Annotated in this window: 19 protein-coding genes; 6 read left to right on the top strand and 13 right to left on the bottom strand. The window is 69.4% G+C overall.

Features of this window, described 5'->3' with window-relative positions:
- Positions 1-134: 134 nt before the first annotated feature.
- Genes ubiB through hisB form a run of 6 tightly spaced genes read right to left on the bottom strand, consistent with a single transcriptional unit; the run spans position 135 to position 5,272 of the window.
- Entirely contained in the window at positions 135-1,679 is a 1,545-nt protein-coding gene (ubiB, locus tag DFR50_RS20070; RefSeq protein WP_113891045.1) for a 2-polyprenylphenol 6-hydroxylase, read from the bottom strand.
- A gap of 3 nt (positions 1,680-1,682) precedes the next feature.
- Positions 1,683-2,441 carry a bifunctional demethylmenaquinone methyltransferase/2-methoxy-6-polyprenyl-1,4-benzoquinol methylase UbiE gene (gene ubiE, locus DFR50_RS20065; protein ID WP_113891044.1) on the bottom strand — a complete coding sequence of 253 codons (759 nt, stop codon included), beginning with the start codon at positions 2,439-2,441 and terminating at the stop codon, positions 1,683-1,685.
- A 59-nt stretch (positions 2,442-2,500) separates the two neighbouring features.
- Positions 2,501-3,277 carry an imidazole glycerol phosphate synthase subunit HisF gene (hisF, locus tag DFR50_RS20060; RefSeq protein WP_113891043.1) on the bottom strand — a complete coding sequence of 259 codons (777 nt, stop codon included), beginning with the start codon at positions 3,275-3,277 and terminating at the stop codon, positions 2,501-2,503.
- Positions 3,274-4,044 (bottom strand): 1-(5-phosphoribosyl)-5-[(5-phosphoribosylamino)methylideneamino]imidazole-4-carboxamide isomerase, encoded by a 771-nt coding sequence (gene hisA / locus DFR50_RS20055; protein WP_113891042.1) that lies wholly within the window; start codon positions 4,042-4,044, stop codon positions 3,274-3,276. The genes hisF and hisA overlap by 4 nt, the downstream gene beginning before the upstream one ends.
- Entirely contained in the window at positions 4,032-4,682 is a 651-nt protein-coding gene (gene hisH, locus DFR50_RS20050; protein ID WP_113891041.1) for an imidazole glycerol phosphate synthase subunit HisH, read from the bottom strand. The genes hisA and hisH overlap by 13 nt, the downstream gene beginning before the upstream one ends.
- A gap of 2 nt (positions 4,683-4,684) precedes the next feature.
- On the bottom strand, positions 4,685-5,272 hold the full coding sequence (hisB, locus tag DFR50_RS20045; RefSeq protein ID WP_113891040.1) for an imidazoleglycerol-phosphate dehydratase HisB: 588 nt from the start codon (positions 5,270-5,272) through the stop codon (positions 4,685-4,687).
- A gap of 171 nt (positions 5,273-5,443) precedes the next feature.
- On the opposite strand from hisB, the gene DFR50_RS20040 reads away from it, so the two are divergent.
- Both DFR50_RS20040 and DFR50_RS20035 read left to right on the top strand, forming a co-directional pair.
- The gene (locus tag DFR50_RS20040) at positions 5,444-6,313 is read left to right on the top strand and encodes an SDR family oxidoreductase (RefSeq protein ID WP_113891039.1); all 870 of its coding nucleotides are present in this window, start codon (positions 5,444-5,446) and stop codon (positions 6,311-6,313) included.
- 1,684 nt (positions 6,314-7,997) lie between these two features.
- Complete coding sequence (locus DFR50_RS20035; RefSeq protein WP_113891038.1) at positions 7,998-8,867, top strand: SDR family oxidoreductase; 870 nt, start codon at positions 7,998-8,000, stop codon at positions 8,865-8,867.
- 38 nt (positions 8,868-8,905) lie between these two features.
- Here the strand turns inward: DFR50_RS20035 and DFR50_RS20030 are convergent, their stop codons facing one another.
- The 5 genes from DFR50_RS20030 to DFR50_RS20010 form a co-directional block, all read right to left on the bottom strand.
- On the bottom strand, positions 8,906-9,841 hold the full coding sequence (locus tag DFR50_RS20030; RefSeq protein WP_113891091.1) for a pirin family protein: 936 nt from the start codon (positions 9,839-9,841) through the stop codon (positions 8,906-8,908).
- Positions 9,842-9,964: 123 nt separating this feature from the next.
- Positions 9,965-11,161, bottom strand: a complete 1,197-nt coding sequence (locus DFR50_RS20025; RefSeq protein WP_113891037.1) for a glycosyltransferase — start codon at positions 11,159-11,161, stop codon at positions 9,965-9,967.
- A 40-nt stretch (positions 11,162-11,201) separates the two neighbouring features.
- Complete coding sequence (locus DFR50_RS20020; RefSeq protein WP_113891036.1) at positions 11,202-11,816, bottom strand: PEP-CTERM sorting domain-containing protein; 615 nt, start codon at positions 11,814-11,816, stop codon at positions 11,202-11,204.
- Between the two features lie 176 nt (positions 11,817-11,992).
- Positions 11,993-12,268: a DUF2312 domain-containing protein gene (locus DFR50_RS20015; RefSeq protein ID WP_113891035.1), complete on the bottom strand. Its 276-nt coding sequence runs from the start codon at positions 12,266-12,268 to the stop codon at positions 11,993-11,995.
- A 164-nt stretch (positions 12,269-12,432) separates the two neighbouring features.
- Positions 12,433-13,263, bottom strand: a complete 831-nt coding sequence (locus DFR50_RS20010) for an N-formylglutamate amidohydrolase (protein ID WP_113891034.1) — start codon at positions 13,261-13,263, stop codon at positions 12,433-12,435.
- An 89-nt stretch (positions 13,264-13,352) separates the two neighbouring features.
- On the opposite strand from DFR50_RS20010, the gene DFR50_RS20005 reads away from it, so the two are divergent.
- The 4 genes from DFR50_RS20005 (at position 13,353) to DFR50_RS19990 (ending at position 16,850) form a co-directional block, all read left to right on the top strand.
- Positions 13,353-14,231 (top strand): DMT family transporter, encoded by an 879-nt coding sequence (locus tag DFR50_RS20005; protein ID WP_245427986.1) that lies wholly within the window; start codon positions 13,353-13,355, stop codon positions 14,229-14,231.
- 70 nt (positions 14,232-14,301) lie between these two features.
- The gene (trpA, locus tag DFR50_RS20000) at positions 14,302-15,132 is read left to right on the top strand and encodes a tryptophan synthase subunit alpha (RefSeq protein ID WP_113891033.1); all 831 of its coding nucleotides are present in this window, start codon (positions 14,302-14,304) and stop codon (positions 15,130-15,132) included.
- A gap of 23 nt (positions 15,133-15,155) precedes the next feature.
- On the top strand, positions 15,156-16,046 hold the full coding sequence (gene accD, locus DFR50_RS19995) for an acetyl-CoA carboxylase, carboxyltransferase subunit beta (protein WP_113891032.1): 891 nt from the start codon (positions 15,156-15,158) through the stop codon (positions 16,044-16,046).
- 30 nt (positions 16,047-16,076) lie between these two features.
- A complete protein-coding gene (locus tag DFR50_RS19990; protein ID WP_113891031.1) occupies positions 16,077-16,850 on the top strand; it encodes a PRC-barrel domain-containing protein in 774 nt (257 codons plus the stop codon).
- Here DFR50_RS19990 and DFR50_RS19985 read toward each other — a convergent pair.
- Both DFR50_RS19985 and DFR50_RS19980 read right to left on the bottom strand, forming a co-directional pair.
- Positions 16,847-17,407 carry a helix-turn-helix domain-containing protein gene (locus DFR50_RS19985; RefSeq protein WP_113891030.1) on the bottom strand — a complete coding sequence of 187 codons (561 nt, stop codon included), beginning with the start codon at positions 17,405-17,407 and terminating at the stop codon, positions 16,847-16,849. The genes DFR50_RS19990 and DFR50_RS19985 overlap by 4 nt on opposite strands.
- A 373-nt stretch (positions 17,408-17,780) precedes the next feature.
- A complete protein-coding gene (locus DFR50_RS19980) occupies positions 17,781-18,590 on the bottom strand; it encodes a hypothetical protein (protein WP_113891029.1) in 810 nt (269 codons plus the stop codon).
- Between the last annotated feature and the right edge of the window lie 120 nt (positions 18,591-18,710).

Below are 18,710 nucleotides of genomic sequence, written 5' to 3'. Positions count from 1 at the left end.
GCGTGGGAACGGACTGTCCGCATCTGATCTGGTCTCGCCGCCGCAAATCTCAGGAAAGGGGACGACGTGGGCGCCCTTCGGCGCGGTCATCGACTCCCGGGCCCCCGAATCGTGTCGCGCCGGAGGGATGCGCCTTAACTCCACTTGATCAGCGCAAATAACAAAATCGTGACGAAAGCGCCAGTAAAAATATAGCCCAGTCTGGCGAGGCCGCGCCCTTCCGGTTCACTTTCCACAGGCGGCGTTTTGGCCCAGGCCTCCAGCCTCGCGGCGATGGCCTCGAGCCGGCGCGGCCCTTCGACGATCAGCGTCGCGAGGGCGGCGGCGCCGCGGCCGGCGTCCTCCACCTTCGCTTTTGGGCCGAGATTGTCCGCGATCCAGGCGCCGACCACCGGTTCCGAAATCGACCACAGGTTCAGTTGCGGATCGAGCTTCCGCGCCACGCCTTCGGCGACCACCATCGTCTTCTGCAGCATGACCAACTCGACCCGTGTCGTCATGTCGAACAGCGCCGTCACCTCGAACAGCAGCGTCAACAGCTTCGCCATGGAGATCTGGTCGGCGGTCCGCGAGTGGATCGGCTCGCCGATCGCCCGGATGGCCTGTGCGAAATCCTCGACGCGGTAGGTGTCCGGCACGTAGCCCGCCTCGAAATGGACCTCGGCGACCCGCCGGTAGTCGCGCCGGATGAAGCCGAACAGGATCTCGGCGAGGAACCGGCGCTCCTTCCGCCCCAGGCGGCCCATGATGCCGAAGTCAACCGCGACGATCCGCCCGGCCGAATCGACGAAAATGTTCCCCTGATGCATGTCGGCGTGGAAGAAGCCGTCGCGCAGCGCATGGCGGAGAAAGGTCTGGATGAGCGTCCGCGCGAGCGCGGGCGGATCGAACCCGAGCGCCGCGAGGCGGTCGGGATCGGCGAGCGGGACGCCCTCGACCCACTCCATCGTCATCACTTCGCGGGTGGTCCGGTCCCAGTCGATCGCCGGCGCGCGGATGTCGGGATCGTCCTTCGCATTGTCGGCGAATTCCGACGCCGCCGCGGCCTCGAGCCGGAAATCCATCTCCATCCGCACCGACCGCGCCAGCGTGTCGACCACCTGGACGAGGCGCAGGCGGCGCGCTTCCGGCGCGATGCGCTCGGCGAGCCGCGCCGCGAAGACCATGTCTTTGATCTCGCTGGCGAAGCGCTTCTCGACGCCATCGCGCAGCACCTTCACCGCCACGTCGCGCCGCCCCTCCGGGCCGTCGACCGAGGCCCGGTGGACCTGGGCGATTGAGGCCGCCGCGACCGGCTCGCCGAATTCGGCGTAGACCGTCTCGATCTTTGCGCCGAAGGCTCTTTCAATGATGGCGATCGCCGCCTCGCGGCTCATCGGCCTCACCCGGTCCTGCAGGCTTTCGAGTTCGAGCGCGACCTTGGGCCCGACGATGTCGGGCCTGGTCGACAGGAACTGGCCCATCTTGACGTAGGAGGGCCCGAGCCGATCGATGGCGCGCGACAGGCCCGCGAGCCCGCGGACGTCGCGCCTGGCCACGAGATTGACGAGCGCAAGCGGCAGGCGCGCGCCGGGAGGCAGGAGCGCCGGGTCGACGTCGACGAACGCCCCTTCGCGGGCGAACACGAACCCCGCGCGCGCGAGCCGCACGCCATGGCCGACCGCGGTGACGAGTCCCATGAATCAGAGCTTCCAGCCCGAGTGGATCGCGACCACGCCGCCGCTGAGCTTCACAGCGTCCACGCGCGAAAAGCCGGCGGCGGCGATCATGTCGGCGAACAGGTCGGCCGAGGGAAACTTGCGGATCGACTCGACGAGATAGCGATAGGGGGCGCCGTCGCCCGCAACCACTTTGCCGATCGCGGGAATGGCGGTGTACGAATAGGCGTCGTAAACCCGGTCGAGAACCGGAAGGTCGACGTGCGAGAACTCGAGGCAGAGGAACCGCCCGCCGCGCCGCAGCACGCGAAACGCCTCCCCGAGCGCCTTCTCGATTCGCGGCACGTTGCGGATGCCGAATGCGATCGTATAGGCGTCGAATTCGCCGTCGCCGAACGGCAGTTCCTCGGCGTTGGCCTCGACGAAGGTCAGGCGTTCGTCGAGCCCGCGCTTGCTCGCACGCTCGGCGCCGACCCTGAGCATGTCCGCGTTGATGTCGGCGACGGTCACCCGCGTACGCGGGCCCCCGGCCCGGGCGATCCGGAAGGCGACGTCGCCGGTCCCGCCGGCGACGTCGAGGTGGGCGAAGGCCCTAGTCGCCGAAGGGTGAACCTTGGCGGCGAAAATGTCCTTCCAGACGCGATGCAGACCGAACGACATCAGGTCGTTCATCACGTCGTAACGGTCGGCGACCTTGTGGAAAACGTCGTCGACCAGGCCCTGCTTCTCGTCAAGGCGCACCTGGCGCTCGCCGAAGTGCGTGTGCTCGGGGCTCGTGGACATTTCGATCTCCGTGGAGGGCGCGCGCCTTCTAGCGCGCCGCGCGGCGCCCGTACACCGTCTCAGTCCATCCGGACGGGAATGCCCGCCTCGGCCATGCGGCTCTTCGCCTCACGGATCGTGTATTCGCCGAAGTGGAAGATCGAGGCGGCGAGCACCGCGCTCGCGTGGCCGACCTTCACGCCGTCCACCAGGTGGTCCAGAGTCCCGACGCCGCCGGAGGCGATCACCGGGATCGGCACGGCGTCGGCGATCGCGCGGGTGAGGTCGAGATCGAAACCGATTTTCGCGCCGTCCCGGTCCATCGAGGTGAGGAGGATCTCGCCCGCGCCGAGCTCGGTCACCTCGCGCGCGAAGGCGACCGCCTCGATGCCGGTCGGCCGCCGGCCGCCGTGGGTGAAGATCTCCCAGCGGGCGGGCTCGCCCACGCCCGAGACGCGCTTCGCGTCGATGGCGACGACCACGCACTGGCTGCCGAATTTCTCCGCTGCGAGGCGGACGAACTGCCGGTCGGCGACCGCGGCCGAATTGATCGACGCCTTGTCGGCGCCGGCCAGCAGCAGGTTGCGGATGTCGTCGGTGGTGCGCACGCCGCCGCCGACGGTCAGCGGCATGAAGCAGACCTCGGCGGTGCGGCGCACGACGTCGAGCAGAATGCCGCGGTCCTCGTGGCTCGCGGTGATGTCGAGGAAGCAGAGCTCGTCCGCCCCGGCCCTGTCGTAGGCGATCGCGCTTTCGACCGGATCGCCCGCGTCGCGCAAATTGACGAAATTGACGCCCTTGACGACACGGCCGTCCTTGACGTCGAGGCAGGGAATGACGCGGGCCTTGAGGGTCATGGCGGCGCTCCTTCGGGGCGGACCGGCGCGCCGCGGCCCCGCAACACCGCCAGCGCCTCGCGCGGATCGAGCCGGCCATCGTAGAGCGCGCGGCCGGCGATGGCGCCGGCGAGCCGCACGCAATCGGGCTCGGTCAGCCGGCGCACGTCCTCGATCGAGGCAAGGCCGCCGGAGGCGATGACGGGAACGGCGAGCGCCTCGGCGAGCGCCACGGTGCTGGCGATGTTCAGGCCCTGAAGCGCCCCGTCGCGCGCGATGTCGGTGTAGATGATCGCCGCGACGCCAGCGTCCTCGAACCGGCGGCCGAGGTCGAGAGCGGAGACATTGGACGTCTTGGCCCAACCCTCGACCGCGACCCAGCCGTCGCGCGCGTCGATCCCGACCGCGATCCGGTCCGGATAGAGCCGGGCGGCCTCGCGGACGAAGTCCGGATCGCGCACCGCGGCGGTGCCGATGATCACCCGCGTCACGCCCGCCTCCAGCCAGCCGCGCACGGTCTTCATGTCGCGCACGCCGCCGCCGAGCTGCATCTTCATGGTGAGGCTGGAGAGGATACGCCTGACTGCATCGGCATTGACCGGATGGCCGGCGAACGCCCCGTCGAGGTCGACGACGTGCAGATATTCGAACCCCTTCGCGGCGAAGGTTCTGGCCTGCGCCTCCGGATCGGCGTTGAAAACCGTCGCCTGCGCCATGTCGCCGCGCAGCAGGCGCACGCACTCGCCGTTCTTGAGATCGATCGCGGGGAACAGGATCACGGGCGCCACTTCAGGAAATTGGCGATCAGGCCGAGGCCGAGCGTCTGGCTCTTCTCGGGATGGAACTGCGTGCCGACGATGTTGTCGCGCGCGACGATCGCCGTCACGGGTCCGCCGTAATCCACGACCGCGAGGACGTCGCTGGCGTGGTCCGCGTAGATCTGGAAGGAATGGACGAAATAGGCGTGCAGGCCGTCCCGTCCGGTGCGAATCCCGTCGAGCACGGGGTGAGGGCGCGTCACGTCGAGCGTGTTCCAGCCCATGTGGGGAATCTTCAGCGTCGGATCCCCCGGCCGGATCGGCGCCACGTCGCCGGGAATCCAGCCGAGGCCCTCGGAGGTCTCGTATTCGAGGCCGCGGGTCGCGAGCAGTTGCGCGCCGACGCAAATGCCGAGAAAGGGTTTTCCCCGCTCGCGCACCGCCTCCGTCAGCGCCTCGACCATGCCAGCGACCGAGTCGAGCCCACGGCGGCAGTCGGCGAAGGCGCCGACGCCCGGCAGCACGACATGCGAGGCCGCGAGCACATCTTCGGGTCGCGACGTGACCTTCACCGCGCGGTCGAGCCCGGCCTCGCGCGCTGCGCGCTCGAAGGCCTTGTGCGCCGAATGCAGGTTTCCCGAGCCGTAATCGATGATCGCGACGGTCATGGCTAGAGCGCGCCCTTGGTCGAGGGCACAACACCCGCCTGCCGCGCGTCGATCGCCACCGCAGCCTTCAGAGCGCGCGCGACGCCCTTGAAGCAGGATTCCGCGATGTGATGGCTGTTGACGCCGTAGAGCGTCTCGACGTGGAGGGTCAGGCCGCCGTGGCCGGCGAAGGCCTGGAAGAATTCGCGCACGAGCTGGGTGTCGAAGCCGCCGATCTTTTCGGTCGGGAACTCGGCGCGGAAGACGAGAAACGGCCGCCCCGACACGTCGACGGCGACGCGGGTCAGCGCCTCGTCCATCGGCAGCAGGCAGTCGGCGTAGCGGGTCAGGCCCCTCTTGTCGCCGAGCGCCCGCGCGAGCGCCTGCCCGAGCGCGATGCCGACGTCCTCGACCGTGTGATGGTCGTCGATGTGGCGGTCGCCCTCGGCGACGATTCGCATGTCGATCAGCGAATGGCGGGCGAGCTGGTCGAGCATGTGGTCGAAGAAGCCGACCCCGGTCGAGATGTCCGAGACGCCGGTCCCGTCGACGTCGACGTCGACCTCGATGCGGGTCTCATTGGTCTTGCGTGCGACTGCGCCCTTGCGCATGGAAATTGCCGTGGCCTCGCGGGATTGGGGCAGCCGTGATAGCAAGCCCGGCGGCGGTTGGCCACCCGCATAAGGACGGATGCGCGACTGATCGACCCGGTGTAGGGCCCGCAGGAGCCTTGCCGTCCGTCGCGCGCGGCGCCAACACTTCGCGCTTATGGGAGGACGCGTATGGCCGACACGCTTGCAGGCAAGACCCTGTTCATCACCGGCGCCTCGCGCGGAATCGGGCTTTCGATCGCGCTCAGGGCCGCCCGCGACGGCGCCAATGTCGCGATCGCCGCCAAGACCGCGGAGCCCAACCCGAAACTGCCGGGCACTATCTTTTCCGCGGCCGAAGAGATCGAGAGGGCGGGGGGCAAGGCGCTGCCGCTGGCGGTCGACGTGCGCGACGAGGCGCAGGTGCGCGCGGCGCTGGAAACAACCGCCGCGACCTTCGGCGGTCTCGACATCGTGGTCAACAACGCCAGCGCCATCTCGCTGACCACCTCCCAGGCGACCGACATGAAGCGCTTCGACCTGATGCACGGGGTCAACGCGCGCGGGACCTTCATGGTGTCGAAGTTCGCCGTCCCCTACCTGGAAAAGTCGGCCAACGCCCATATCCTCATGCTGTCGCCGCCGCTCGACCTTCAGGAAAAGTGGTTCGCGCCGAACACGGCCTACGCCATGGCGAAATACGGCATGAGCCTCGTCGTGCTCGGGCTCGCGGGCGAGCTGCGTCGCAAGCGGATCGCGGTCAACGCGCTCTGGCCGCGCACCACCATCGCGACCGCGGCGATCCGGAACCTGCTCGGCGGCGACGCGGTGATGCGCGCCTCCCGCACCCCCGACATCCTCGCCGACGCGGCGCATATGATCTTTCTGAAGGACGCCGGGAGCTTCACCGGAAACTTCCTGATCGACGACACGTTTCTGTCCGAGAACGGCGTCGCGGACTTCGACCGCTATCGCGTCGACCCGACGGTCGACCTCGCGCCCGACTTCTTCGTCCCCGACGATTCGAAGCCGCCGGCGAGCCTGAAGAAGCTCAGCGGATAACGGTCGACGACCGTGTTCGCCCGAGCCGGTTTCGGGCCTTTTCAACAGTTTGCAGGGACTTTTCCGGGCGAGTGTAACTCCCAACCCGTCATTGCGAGGAGCAAAGCGACGAAGCAATCCATGCGGCCGCTTGCTTCCTGCGGAAGAAATTGCTCGCAAGGAAGGACGGCGGGACGACCAGAGGGCGCGACAGCGGCCCAGCGGCCCTGGATCGCTTCGCTTCGCTCGCGATGACGGCGCTATTCGCTGCCGGCTTGGGAGTTACGGGCGAGTCGCGTCTCCCGTGGGGCGCCCCGCGCGCGGCGAGAGGCCCGCAGGGCGCCGCGGGCGATCCAAGGCCGCCTGCGCGCCCGAAGCGCCGCGCCGCGCACCACCTGAACCGGTTTCCATGTGGTTGCAGCAACGGATCCGGAGCCGTCTGCGCTGTCTGCGGCCGCCGGCGCGAATCGGCGGGGCGTCACGGGCCATGACCGGTCGGCATTGTCGGCTCCGCGCCCATTGTGACGCGCGTCGAGGCGTTCGGAGCCTCGAACCCTGCCGAGGAAACTGGGCGTTTGCCGCGCCGGAGCGCTGAAGCGCGCCCGATGTCGGCCGGTTTTGAGCTTTTTCAATAGGTTGCGCGGGATTTTCCGGGCGGGTGTAACTCCCAAGGTGCGCCGAGGCTTGGAAGTGACAATTGGACGTAACTCCCAAGCCGGCAGCGAACAGCGCCGTCATCGCGAGCGAAGCGAAGCGATCCAGGGTCGCTGGGCCGCTGTTGCGCCCTCTGATCGTCCCGCCGCCCTTCGTTGCGAGCAGAAGACGGAGCGATTTTTTCCGCAGGAGGCAAGCGGCGGCATGGGTTGCTTCGTCGCTTCGCTCCTCGCAATGACGGGGTTGGGAGTTACGGGCGGGTGTAACTGCCAAGGTGGCTGCCCGCGAGGAGCCGGACAGGGCGCGCGCTGGGAGGGGGCGTCCCGCCGCCCGGGTGCGCGAGACGCGCACCCTCCCGTTGAGCGCCGCGATCGCCGCTTGCGCGCCCGGCTTGGGAGATACGGGCGGTGTCGCAGCCGAGCCGCCTCTTCCGACCTCTTCCCGAGCTTGTCGAAGGACGCTCGCGGGGACACCCACGTCTCCGCGCACGGAATCCTTCGACGATGTCGGGATGAGGACGGCGGAATGCTCGCCGATCGTCAAGCCGGCTCGGCTGTCACGCGCGACCCACCCATCGCCGGTGCGTTGGGCGCGGTGCGCGGCCAGCGGCCGCGTCTTCAGCCGGGCGTGGACGACAGGGGCGAGCCCGTGCAGGTTCTGCTTCTGGATGTCAGACAGCCGGGCGCTTTCGTCGCAAGCGATTCACGTCCAATCGAAAGCACCCTAGTCCTTATTTCTTCTTTTCGCAACAAATTGTCCGCCGAGCACTCTGCTTACCCCGCTCCCTCGGCGTCGCATCCGAGCCCAGCGTCGCTGAATCGCCGCGTTCCCCGGATCAGACGGTGGCGCTCCTCGCGATCGCGCCGGAGACGGAGGAGCGAAACGTCTCTCATCCGAAATATGATCCTGCTTCGTTCTATCTTGCGCAATATCTGACCCCGCGCCCGACCGGCGCGGGCCCGGGCCGCAAGAGCGAGGCCCCGCCGATCCTTCTTGTCCGGCGCGCGCGGCGGCGCCATGGACGGGACGAAAAGCATCGAGGAGACGAAAGATGGCCGCCAGCCTGTCCGGAAGAACCCTGTTCATCACGGGCGCTTCGCGCGGCATCGGGCTCGCGATCGGGCTGAGAGCGGCGCGCGACGGGGCCAATGTAGCGATCGCCGCCAAGACCGCCGAACCCCATCCGAAACTGCCCGGAACGATCTACACGGCGGCGGAGGCCGTCGAGCAGGCGGGCGGCCGGGCGCTGCCGCTGGTCGTCGACGTGCGCGACGAGACGAAGGTGCGCGCCGCCCTGGAGACGACCGTCGCGACCTTCGGCGGCCTCGACATCGTGGTCAACAACGCCAGCGCGGCCAACCTCGCCGCCTCCCAGGCGACCGACATGAAGCGCTTCGACCTCATGCATCAGATCAATGCGCGGGGTACGTTTCTGGTGTCGAAATTCGCCGTTCCCTACCTCGAGCAGGGGACGAACCCCCATATCCTGGTTCTGTCGCCGCCGCTGGTCTTCGACGAGAAGCAGGTCGCGCCGATGACCGCCTACGCCATCGCCAAATACGGCATGAGCATCGCGGCCCTCGGCCTCGCGGGCGAGTTGCGCGCGAGCGGGATCGCGGTCAACGCGCTCTGGCCGCGCACCCTGATCGGGACGTCGGTGGTGAAAAACCTGCTCGGCGGCGACCCGGCGATGCGCGCCTCGCGCACCCCCGACATCATGGCCGACGCGGCCTACGCGGTTCTCCTCAAGGATTCCCGGAGCTTCACGGCCAACTTCCTGATCGACGACTCGTTCCTGTTCGACTGCGGCGTCAGGGATTTCGACCGTTACCGGGTCGATCCGACCTCCGATCTCGCCACCGACGTCCTCGTCCCGCACGATCCCCCGCCGCCGGCAAGCCTGAAGAAAGTGGGGCGGTAGGCGGTAGGCGGTAGGCCGGGAGAGTGGACAGTGGGGCGCTATGTCTCCGGCGCCGGAATGAACTCGTCACGGTCGTCGGGCGGCAGGTCGAAGCGGCCAAAACCCCAGTCGGCCTTGCGCCATGCCTCCTTGGCGGCCTCGATCCGCTCGCGGCTCGAGGCGACGAAGTTCCACCACAGATAACGCGGCCCGAGCGTGGCGCCGCCGAGCGCGAGGATGCGCGCGCCTTGCTCGCCGCCCGCGACCGTGATCCGGTCGCCGGGGCGGAACACCATCATTTGCCCCGCCTCGAACGTCTGGCCGGCCACGACGAGCGAGCCCTCGACGATATAGACGCCGCGGTCTTCGTGGTCGTCCGGCAAGGGGATACGGGCGCCGGGACGAAGCGCGACGTCGGCATAGAAGATCTCGGAAAACACCTTCGCCGGCGCGCGCTCGCCATAGGCGCGGCCGAGAATCAGGCGCAAGGCGGCGCCCGCGTCCTCGAGTTCGGGCAGATCATGGCGGGCGTGGTGGGCGAAGCCCGGCGGGTCGTCCTCGTTCGCCTCCGGCAGGGCGACCCAGGTCTGGACGCCGAACAGTTCGTGCGGCGCGGCGCGGACGTCGGCGCTCGTCCGCTCGGAATGGGTGATCCCCTTGCCAGCGACCATCCAGTTGACCGAGCCCGGATGGATGACCTGGTTCGACCCCAGGCTGTCGCGATGCTGGATTTCGCCGCGATAGAGATAGGTGACGGTGGCGAGCCCGATGTGCGGATGCGGGCGCACGTCGATGCCCTGGCCGGTGATGAATTCGGCCGGCCCCATCTGGTCGAAGAACACGAACGGCCCGACCATGCGCCGGCCCGGCGCGGGCAGCGCGCGCCGCACCTCGAAGCCGCCGATGTCGCGGGCGCGCGGCACGATCACGGTTTCGATGGCGTCCGGCCCGGTCGTGTCGGGATAGCCGGGTCGAAGGGCGGGATTCCAGCTCATGACGGCGTTCCCCAAGCGCGAGGCGGGCCGAGGATAGCCGATCTTTTCGCCGAGGGCAGCCAGGATCAATCGGGTGGACCGCTCCCCGGCTGCTGGCCGGGGCGTGCTTCGCAGGCCGAAGGGTCAGCCGAGCCGGTCGAGACAGTCCTCGACCACCGCGTCGACCGCCATGGCCGGCGCATAGCCGGCGTAGTGTGTGGCGAAACCGGCCGCCGCCTGCCGGAACTGCGGCTCCTCGGCCAAGCGGCCGAGCAGCGCCGCCGCGTCGCCGGCGCCTTGCTTCGGGTCGAGCGCCAGCCCGAGGCGCTGAAGCAACAGCCGGTTCGCCAGCGCGGTCTGCTCCAGATGCTCCGGCGCCGCCAGGACCGGGCATCCGGCGGCGAGCGCGGCGGACATCAGGTTCAGGCCCTGGCAGACGACGATCGGACGCTCGGGCAGGATCAGGTCGAGGCGCAACGGGCCCGGCGCGAGCCAGACGTTCGGCGGAATCGTCGCATGGGAGGGGAGGCCTCCGCGCAGGTGCAGCGCCGTCGGGAAGCCGGTCCCGCCGATCCCGCCGAGAAGCGCCGGCAGAGCGGGATGGGCGCCGCTGAGATAGGCGAGGCAGCGCGGCCCGCTCGCCGCCGGCCACCGCGGGGCGCCGCCCTCGGCCTCGGCGTAGACGGGGCCGCAATAGCCGACGCCGCCGCGATCGGGATAGTGGTCGAGCTCGGGAAAGCTGCACAGGCAATTGTCCTCCGGCGGAACCAGCGCCGCCAAATTCGGCAGCGGCGCCCCGCCGAGCGCGCGCAGCGCCGGATTGAGCGCGTCGAGCAGCCGCGCCTCCGAGGCCGCCAGAGTCTCCGGGGCGGGCGGCTGCCAGAAGCGGATGGCCGGCAGCGGCGTCGCGGCGGGCGGGGTGCCCCAGCCCGAACCGACCGAGACCGCCGGCACGCCGGCAATTCGCGCGGCGAGCAGCGCGCCGGGCGAGAACTCGGCGACCACGAGGTCGGCGGCGCTGTCCTGGACCACCCCGAGCCACCCGCCGACCATCCCCGCGGCCGACTCCGCCGTGTCGTAGCCCGCATTGAAGACGATGTCGGCCCAGCTTTCGATCCGCACCGGCCTTGCGATCGTCCGCGCCGCCGGCGCCGCCAGCAGCGGGTGGCGGCGATCACCCAAAAGGGCGCGGCCGGTTTCGACCGACTGGACCGCCAGCGACGCCTCGTGGCCGTCGGCGACGAGCCGATCGGCGAGGGGCAGCATCCGGTGGACGTGCCCATAGCCGCCGCCGAGTTCCCAGGCGATCAGAATCCGGCGGCGGGGGCCTGCGGCGCTCATGCGCGCCGCAGAAGGGACGCAGTCGTCACGGGCGTGCGAGTCAGACGGCCGCCGCGCGGGCGAGCTTGCGGGACTTGCGCAGGCCGAGCGTGCCGACGCCGGCGAAGCCGAGCGCCATCAGCGCCCAGGTGGCCGGCTCCGGCGCCGCAGGAGCCGACGGAGTCGTGTCGACCAGGCTGACGTCGTCGATGTAGCCGTAGGAGGTATCGGAAACCGAGAAACTGATCACCGAGGTGGCGCCGGTCGCCGTGACAGACCACGAGAATTTGTCCCAGCTGGGATTGCTCTGCCCTTGATCGATCGTGCCGACCGCAACGCCGTTCCACTCGACGGTGCCCGTGTTACCCCAAATCCAGTATGTCGCCCACGCCGTCAGATCGTAGGTGTCGCCGGCAGTCGTGGCGACCGTCTGGCTCAAGCTGTCGGGAAAACCGTCGCCGCTCCCCACGCCAGCGCTATTGGCGCCGCTGTTCACTTGATTAGAGGATTGATACAGGCCGGACCAGCTGTCCGTGGTTTCGAAACTGCAATTCTGGACCAGATTGCCCGCGACCGCGCCGCACACGGTCGAGTCCGCCCGAGCCCCGCTCGCGGCCATGATCGCCAGCCCCGAGGCCCCTGCCAGCAACGTCCGATTTATCCATCCGTTTCTCATGGTATACGCTCGTTGATCAGTCAAAGACGCGATTTCTTGGCATATGTTTATGTCGTAATCAATGCGCGGCGGCGCGGCTTTTCCAGCCGCTTTGCAGGAGACCGCTCGCGGGGCGTCGACGGTCGCCGGCGGAGCCGCGCGCCGCTCTCCGCATCTGCAAGATGGCGAGCCGCCCCTCAGTTCATCCCCAGCGCCGAGAGATAGAGGTCGAGAATCGTCTCCTCCTCGATCCGCTTGTCGCGGTCCTGCTTCCGGATCGACACGATCTTGCGCATGATCCGGACGTCGAAGCCGTTGCCCTTGGCTTCGCCGTAGACGTCCTTGATGTCGTCGGCGAGCGCCTTCTTCTCTTCCTCGAGCCGCTCGATGCGCTCGATGAAGGCGCGCAGGTGGCCGGCGTTGACCTCCGCGGTCCCGGTCGCGATCTCGTCCTTGTTCGCCGGCTCGGCCATGATCGATTCTCTACCGCCCAAGTGGATGCGGCGGCGACGTGGCGCCAAAGGCCCGCCTCCGTCAAGGCCGCGCGGACAGGCCTGTGGAGGAAGCGCGGCGCGGTGGCGTTGTCCTGGGCGCGGCGGCGGCCCGCCGCCGGCCGGCGAGACGCCGACCCTCCCGGTCAGCCGCGCCTGACCCGGCTGCCGAGGTCCCTGGGCGCCCGCGCGTCGGGATTGGCGAGAATGGGCGCGAGCAACCGCGCGAGGCGGCCGGCCCAGGCCTCGGCGCCGGCCAGGTCCCCGATCAGGTCCTGGCGCACCTCGATCAGCGCGTTGGCGAGCCCACGGGCGGTCGCGACCGCGTCGATCGTGTCGCCTGCGAGCGCCCCGTCATAGGGCTCGTTGTCGCCAACCTCGCAATCGGCAAGATCGTGCTCGCCGCGCAGCGCCGCAAACAGCGGCGCAAAAATCCGATCGTCGCGATCCCACAGCACCCCGACCTGCCACGGCCGCGCCGCACCGCGCCACACCGGCGTGAAGGAATGAATGGCGATCAGCGCCGGCGGCTCGCCGGTCGCGATCATCGCCTCGACCGTCGCGGCGACGGTCTCGCGATAAGGCGCCCAGCAACGTTCGCGCCTCAGCGCGATCTCGGCGGCGTCCGCGTGCGCGTTGCCCGGAACGATCGCCCCGTCGGAAAAGCGCATCACCAGCGTCGGGTCGTCGCAGCCTCGATTGGGGTCGATCAGCAGGCGCGAGAAGGTCGAGAGCACGGCGGGCGCGCCGAGGCGCCGGGCGAGCGCCCGCGTCAGCGCCGCCGCGCCGATGTCGTAGGCGATGTGCCGCTCGAGCGCCGCCGCCGGCAGGCCGAGCGTGCCGTATTCCGGCGGCAGGGCGTTGGAGGCGTGGTCGCAGACGAGCAGCGCGCCGGCGTCGAGCGGACCGGCGATCGTCTCGACCGGGGAAAAGGCGGTCGCATCCGATTCGGGAAAGAGGTTCGGCGTTCGGTCCATCGCGCGGTCTTGCCGTAGGGTTGGGGCGAGACTAAGGACGAAAGCCCGAAACGGGTGTTTTGTCTATTCGCCCGCTGACGGATTTCCCCTTGCCCCTGCTGCCGAACGCCGCCGCGCGCGGCGCCCTCGCCCCCTTCGCCGCGCTCGTCGCCGGCGCGGTCGCGATGGGCGTTTCGCCGATCTTCGTCCGGCTCGCCGACGTCGGCCCGTTCGCCAGCGCCTTCTGGCGCGTCACGCTGGCGCTGCCGCTGCTCTGGGCCTGGACGCGGATCGCCGACGGCCCGGCGCCCAGCGGCTCACGCTTCGCCCGGCCCGCGATCCTGTCCGGCCTCGCCTTCGCCGGCGACCTGTTCTTCTGGCATCTGGCGATCGTCCACACGAGCGTGGCCAACGCCACCTTCTTCGCCACTTGCGCGCCGATCTGGGTGGTGCTGTTCGGCTGGCTGCTGCTGCGCGAGCGGGTGAAGGCGAACGTGCTCGCCGGCCTGGCTTTGTGCCTCGCGGGCGGGGCGGCGCTGCTCGCCCGGAGTTTTCAGCTCCAGCCCGCCGGCGCGATCGGCGACCTCTACGGGATCGCCACCGGCGTCTTCTTCGGCCTCTATTTTCTCGCCGTGCAGGCCGCGCGCAAGACGACCTCGGCGGCGCGGCTGACGTTCGAAGCCACCGTGGTGACGGCGGCGATCCTGTTCGTCGTGGCGCTCGTCGCCGAGCCGGTCCTGCTGCCGCACACGCTCCGCGGCCTGGCGGCGCTGCTCGCCATGGCCTGGATCAGCCACACCGGCGGGCAGGGGCTGCTGGCGATCGCGCTCGGCCGCCTGCCGGCCGCCTTCTCCTCGCTGGTCATCTTTCTCGAGGCGATCGCGGCGGCGGGCTTCGGCTGGCTGATCCTGGCCGAGCCGGTCAGCGCCGTGCAGGCGCTCGGCGGCCTCATGATCCTTGCGGGGATCTATGTCGCGCGGCCGCGGTAGCCGAGCGGACGGCCGTCTCCCTGCCGCTTCCCCGTTCCCCCGGCCGGCCGCCCGTGCTAACGAGCGGCGCATGAGCGAACGCATCGAACGCCGCTTTCAGCGGCTGGCCGCCGAGCGCAGGCCCGGACTGGTCACCTTCGTCATGGCCGGGGATCCCGACGCGGAGACGTCGCTGGCCATCCTGAAGGCGCTTCCCGACGCCGGCGCCGACGTGATCGAGGTCGGCATGCCGTTCACCGACCCGATGGCCGACGGGCCGGCGATCCAGGCGGCGGGCCTGCGAGCGCTGAGGGCCGGGCAGACGCTGCGGGCCACGCTGAAAATGGTCGCGGCCTTCCGCACGGACAATGCCGACACGCCGATCATCCTGATGGGCTATTTCAATCCGATTTATTCCTACGGCGTCGAGCCGTTCCTGCGCGACGCGAAGGCCGCCGGCGTGGACGGGCTGATCGTGGTCGACCTGCCGCCGGAAGAGGACGACGAACTGTGCCTGCCGGCGATGCGCGCGGGCCTCGCCTTCATCCGGCTCGCGACGCCCACGACCGACGACGCCCGCCTCCCCGCCGTGCTCCAGAACACCTCGGGCTTCGTCTACTACGTGTCGATCGCGGGGGTGACCGGCTCGGCGACGCCGGACCCGGCGCTCGTGCGCCAGGCGGTCGCCCGGATCAAGCGGCGCACGCCGCTGCCGGTGGCGGTCGGCTTCGGGGTCAGGGACGCGGCCAGCGCCGCCGCGATCGCCTCGGCCGCCGACGCGGTCGTCGTCGGTTCGGCGATCGTCGAGGCGGTCCGGACCTCGCTCGACGACGGCAGGGCGAGCCCGGCCACGGTCGGCGCGGTCAGCCGGCTCGTCGAGACGCTTGCGCGCGCGGCGTCGACCGCCCGGCCGGCCGCGTGATCCGCCTGGAGACGCCTGCACCGATGAACTGGATCGCCAACGTCGTCCCGCCAAAAATCCGGTCTCTGTTGCGCCGCGAGACGCCGGACAATCTCTGGGTCAAGTGCCCCGAGAGCGGGCAACTCGTCTTCCACAAGGATCTGGAAGCCAATCTCATGGTGGTGCCGGGCTCCGGCTACCACATGCCGATCGGCGCCAAGGCGCGACTAGCCGCGCTCATGGACGAGGGGCTCTACGAGGAGCTTCCCGCTCCGGAAGTCCCGGCGGACCCGCTGAAGTTCCGCGACGTCAAACGCTACGTCGACCGCCTGAAGGAGAACCGCCTCAAGACCGGCGCCTACGACGCGGTGACGCTCGCCCACGGCCAGCTCGAGGGTCAGGCCGTCACGGTCGCGGTGCAGGACTTCGCCTTCCAGGGCGGCAGTCTCGGCATGGCGGCGGGCGAGGCGATCATCGCCGGCATGACCGCCGCGATCGAACGCCGCACGCCGTTCATCATCTTCACCGCCTCCGGCGGCGCGCGGATGCAGGAGGGCATGTTCGCGCTCATGCAGATGCCGCGCACGACCGTCGCCGTGCGCCGCTTGCGCGCCGCGCGCCTGCCCTACATCGTCGTCTTCACCAACCCCACCACCGGCGGCGTCACCGCCTCCTACGCCATGCTCGGCGACATCCACCTCGCCGAGCCCGGCGCGGTGATCGGCTTCGCCGGCGCGCGGGTGATCGAGCAGACGATCCGCGAGCGGCTGCCCGAGGGGTTCCAGCGCGCCGAGTATCTCAAGGTTCACGGCATGGTCGACATGGTCGTGCCGCGACCGCAGCAGCGGGCGACGCTGGCGCGGCTGTGCCGGCTGCTCATGCGCGAGCCGAGACCGGCGCCGGAGCCGGCCCCCGAGCAGGCCGCGGCCGCATAAGGTTTCTCGCGCGACGCCGGGGAGGCGCCGATGCTGTTCGCCGCAGCCAGTCTGATCGGATGCCCCGTCGCGGCGAGCGACGGCCGCATCGGGGCCGTCGAGGACTTCCTGCTCGACGACCGGCGCTGGACGGTGCGCTGGCTCGTGGTCGACACCGGCGACTGGCTGCCGGGCCGCAAGGTCCTGATCCACCCCTCCGCCGTCGCGCCGATCCGTCTGCCGCCGCGGCCGGCGTTTCCGATGCTCGCCGTCGGCGAGCAGATGGCGCTGCCGGTCAACCTGACAAGGGCGCAGGTCGAGGCCAGCCCCGAGGCGGCCGCGGACGAGCCGGTCACCGAGGACATGGAGCAGCGCCTGTTCGATCATTACGGATGGGACCCGTTCTTCAGCGCGCCGCAGCTCGGGGGCGAGCCGGCCATCCTGCGGCCGGCGGCCCGCGCCATTCCCGCCGAAGGCCCGGCGGGCGGCGGCCCGCGGCTGGGCTCGGCCGCGGCCCTCAAGGGATTCTCGGTCCACGCGGCGGACGGCGACGCCGGGTCGGTCGACAACGTGTTTCTCGACGACGTCCGCTGGACCGTCGGCCATCTCGTCGTCGCGACGCGCGGCTGGCTGCGCGGCCGGCTCGTCCGGGTTCCAATCACGGCGGTCGCGAGCGTCGACTGGACGGCCCGCAGCGTGACCCTCGACGTCGCCCGCGAGCGCGTCGAGTCGGCGCCCGTCTGGGACCCGACCAGGGTCATGGCCGACGACCTCGTGGAGGCGCGCCTGCGGGAACACTTCGGGCCGCCGGAACGGGGGGCTTAGGCGGGCGACAGGTCTCGGCCCCGACGACCGAACTCTTGGGGGTCGACGCCGCCGTTGGCCGCGGACTCGTCCTCGGCAAAAGCCTCGGCCTTCTCGAGATCGAGCGCGGCAAGGGCGAGACAGGGGTCGGTTTCGGCTCCGGAATCGAGGGATTCCAGGAGCTTGCGGCGCGTTTCGGTTCCGCGCGCGCCGCCGTCCAACCCCTGATAGCGATCGAGTTCGCGCACGATTTTGACCACCCGGTCGACCGCCGGAAGGTTTTCGGCCGACATCGCGCCGAAGCTGACGAGCAGCGCCTCGTTGAGACGGTTCATCTGCGTCGCGACGAATTCGCCGGTCGCCTCGGGCGCGCGCCGGGCGAACAGGGTGCGGACATATTTGCGCATGCCCCGCTCGGAGATCCCCTCGCGCCGCGCGATCTCGGCCATCGCCACGCCGCCCCTGAGCCCCTCGACCACCCGCCGCTCCCGCGCGGATTTTTCTGGCTCGGACCGGACCGCGCGCGCCGCGGGCGCGCGGGCGACGCGGATGTCGGGAACGGAGAGGGGGTCGGACACGCGCGCGCCTCGATTTCGGGTACTGAGAACAAATGTGGAACGGATTTGGGCGGCTGTCAAGGAATTGTTCGAATCGCGCCGCGTGCAGGAGAGTCGAACGACCCGTCTCGGTTCAGACACGACCTTGGCGCGGGCGCGCACGCGAGAGATGTTGACCGGGTTCGGACGGGTTTTGAGACGGGCAGCTCGGCCGAAGGCCGCGGCTCGCCATTGATTGCTTGAAGGCGATTTTGCGCGGAAGGACTTTGAACGCAAGGACGGTCTGCTTAGCCCGTCGAAAGACGGGCGTCCTTCCGAACGCCCTATGCGCGCATCCTTGACTTCAAAGTCCTTTCGCGCCCCGCTCCGCCAAGCAAACAATGACGAGATCTATCTAAAGCGCCTGCCCCTTTGTCGGTTCGGTCTTGGCTGGCCCTTCGGACGGTCTGGCGGCCGACGCGCGGGCGTTCAGGACCAGCGCCAAGAGGTTCGGGCGCATCTCCTTCATGAGCCCGTCCAGCCAATCGACGGACTTGGCGATTCCGTGGCGCTCTAACGCGCTTTCGAGGGCAACCTCTTCCTTGGGACATTCGCCCTTTGCCGCGTCCACGACCGTTTGCGCCGGCTCGTTCGAGATTGCCGCGAGCGCTACAGTCGCCGCGTCCACGCAATCGAGGAACTTCTTGATTTCGGGGTCCGGCAAGGTGGGAGAGGGCGAGGGCTGCGGGGCCTGGATTGGCGGCGGCGGCGCACTCTGCGGAGGCGACGAGGCAACTTCGCCGTAATCCAGGCGCCCCCCGTCGCAAAGCGACGTGACTTGCGCGACAGTCCTTCCGCCTTGGAGATTGTCGTGGACGGTCTCAAGATAAAAAAGCCGGCCCTGGTTGCGCTGGAATGAGCCCATGATCCCGACGTTCGGATTGTTGCGCAATCGACCGACCCAGTAGCGGAAATTGCCTTCCTGTCCGTTCATGTTCTGGTATTGGGCGGCCCGGTCAATGACGGCGCCATTGGCGGCCCTGTAGACGACGGAGGCGAACGCCCCATTCGGCTTTAACCGGATTTCGACGGACACGAGTCGATCGGGCGCGGTTACGCGAGGTTCGTCCGGCACACAGTCGTAGACGGTGTCGGCGGCCTGCGATGGCTTCGGCGCCGCAAGAGCCATTACGGCGAGCCCAACCAACAAGATGGTCCGCAACATGGCCCACCCCCAGTTTCGGGAGGAAAGCTAGGCCAATTAGTCCGCACCGTCTATGGCGAACAGTGTCGCACGCCCATCCGGTTCTTGTTTCGTTAGCGAGGCATGGCGTGAAGGATGACA

The organism is Roseiarcus fermentans, assembly GCF_003315135.1.
In the GTDB taxonomy this organism is placed as follows: domain Bacteria; phylum Pseudomonadota; class Alphaproteobacteria; order Rhizobiales; family Beijerinckiaceae; genus Roseiarcus; species Roseiarcus fermentans.
This window is presented reverse-complemented; position numbering and strand designations above follow the sequence as displayed.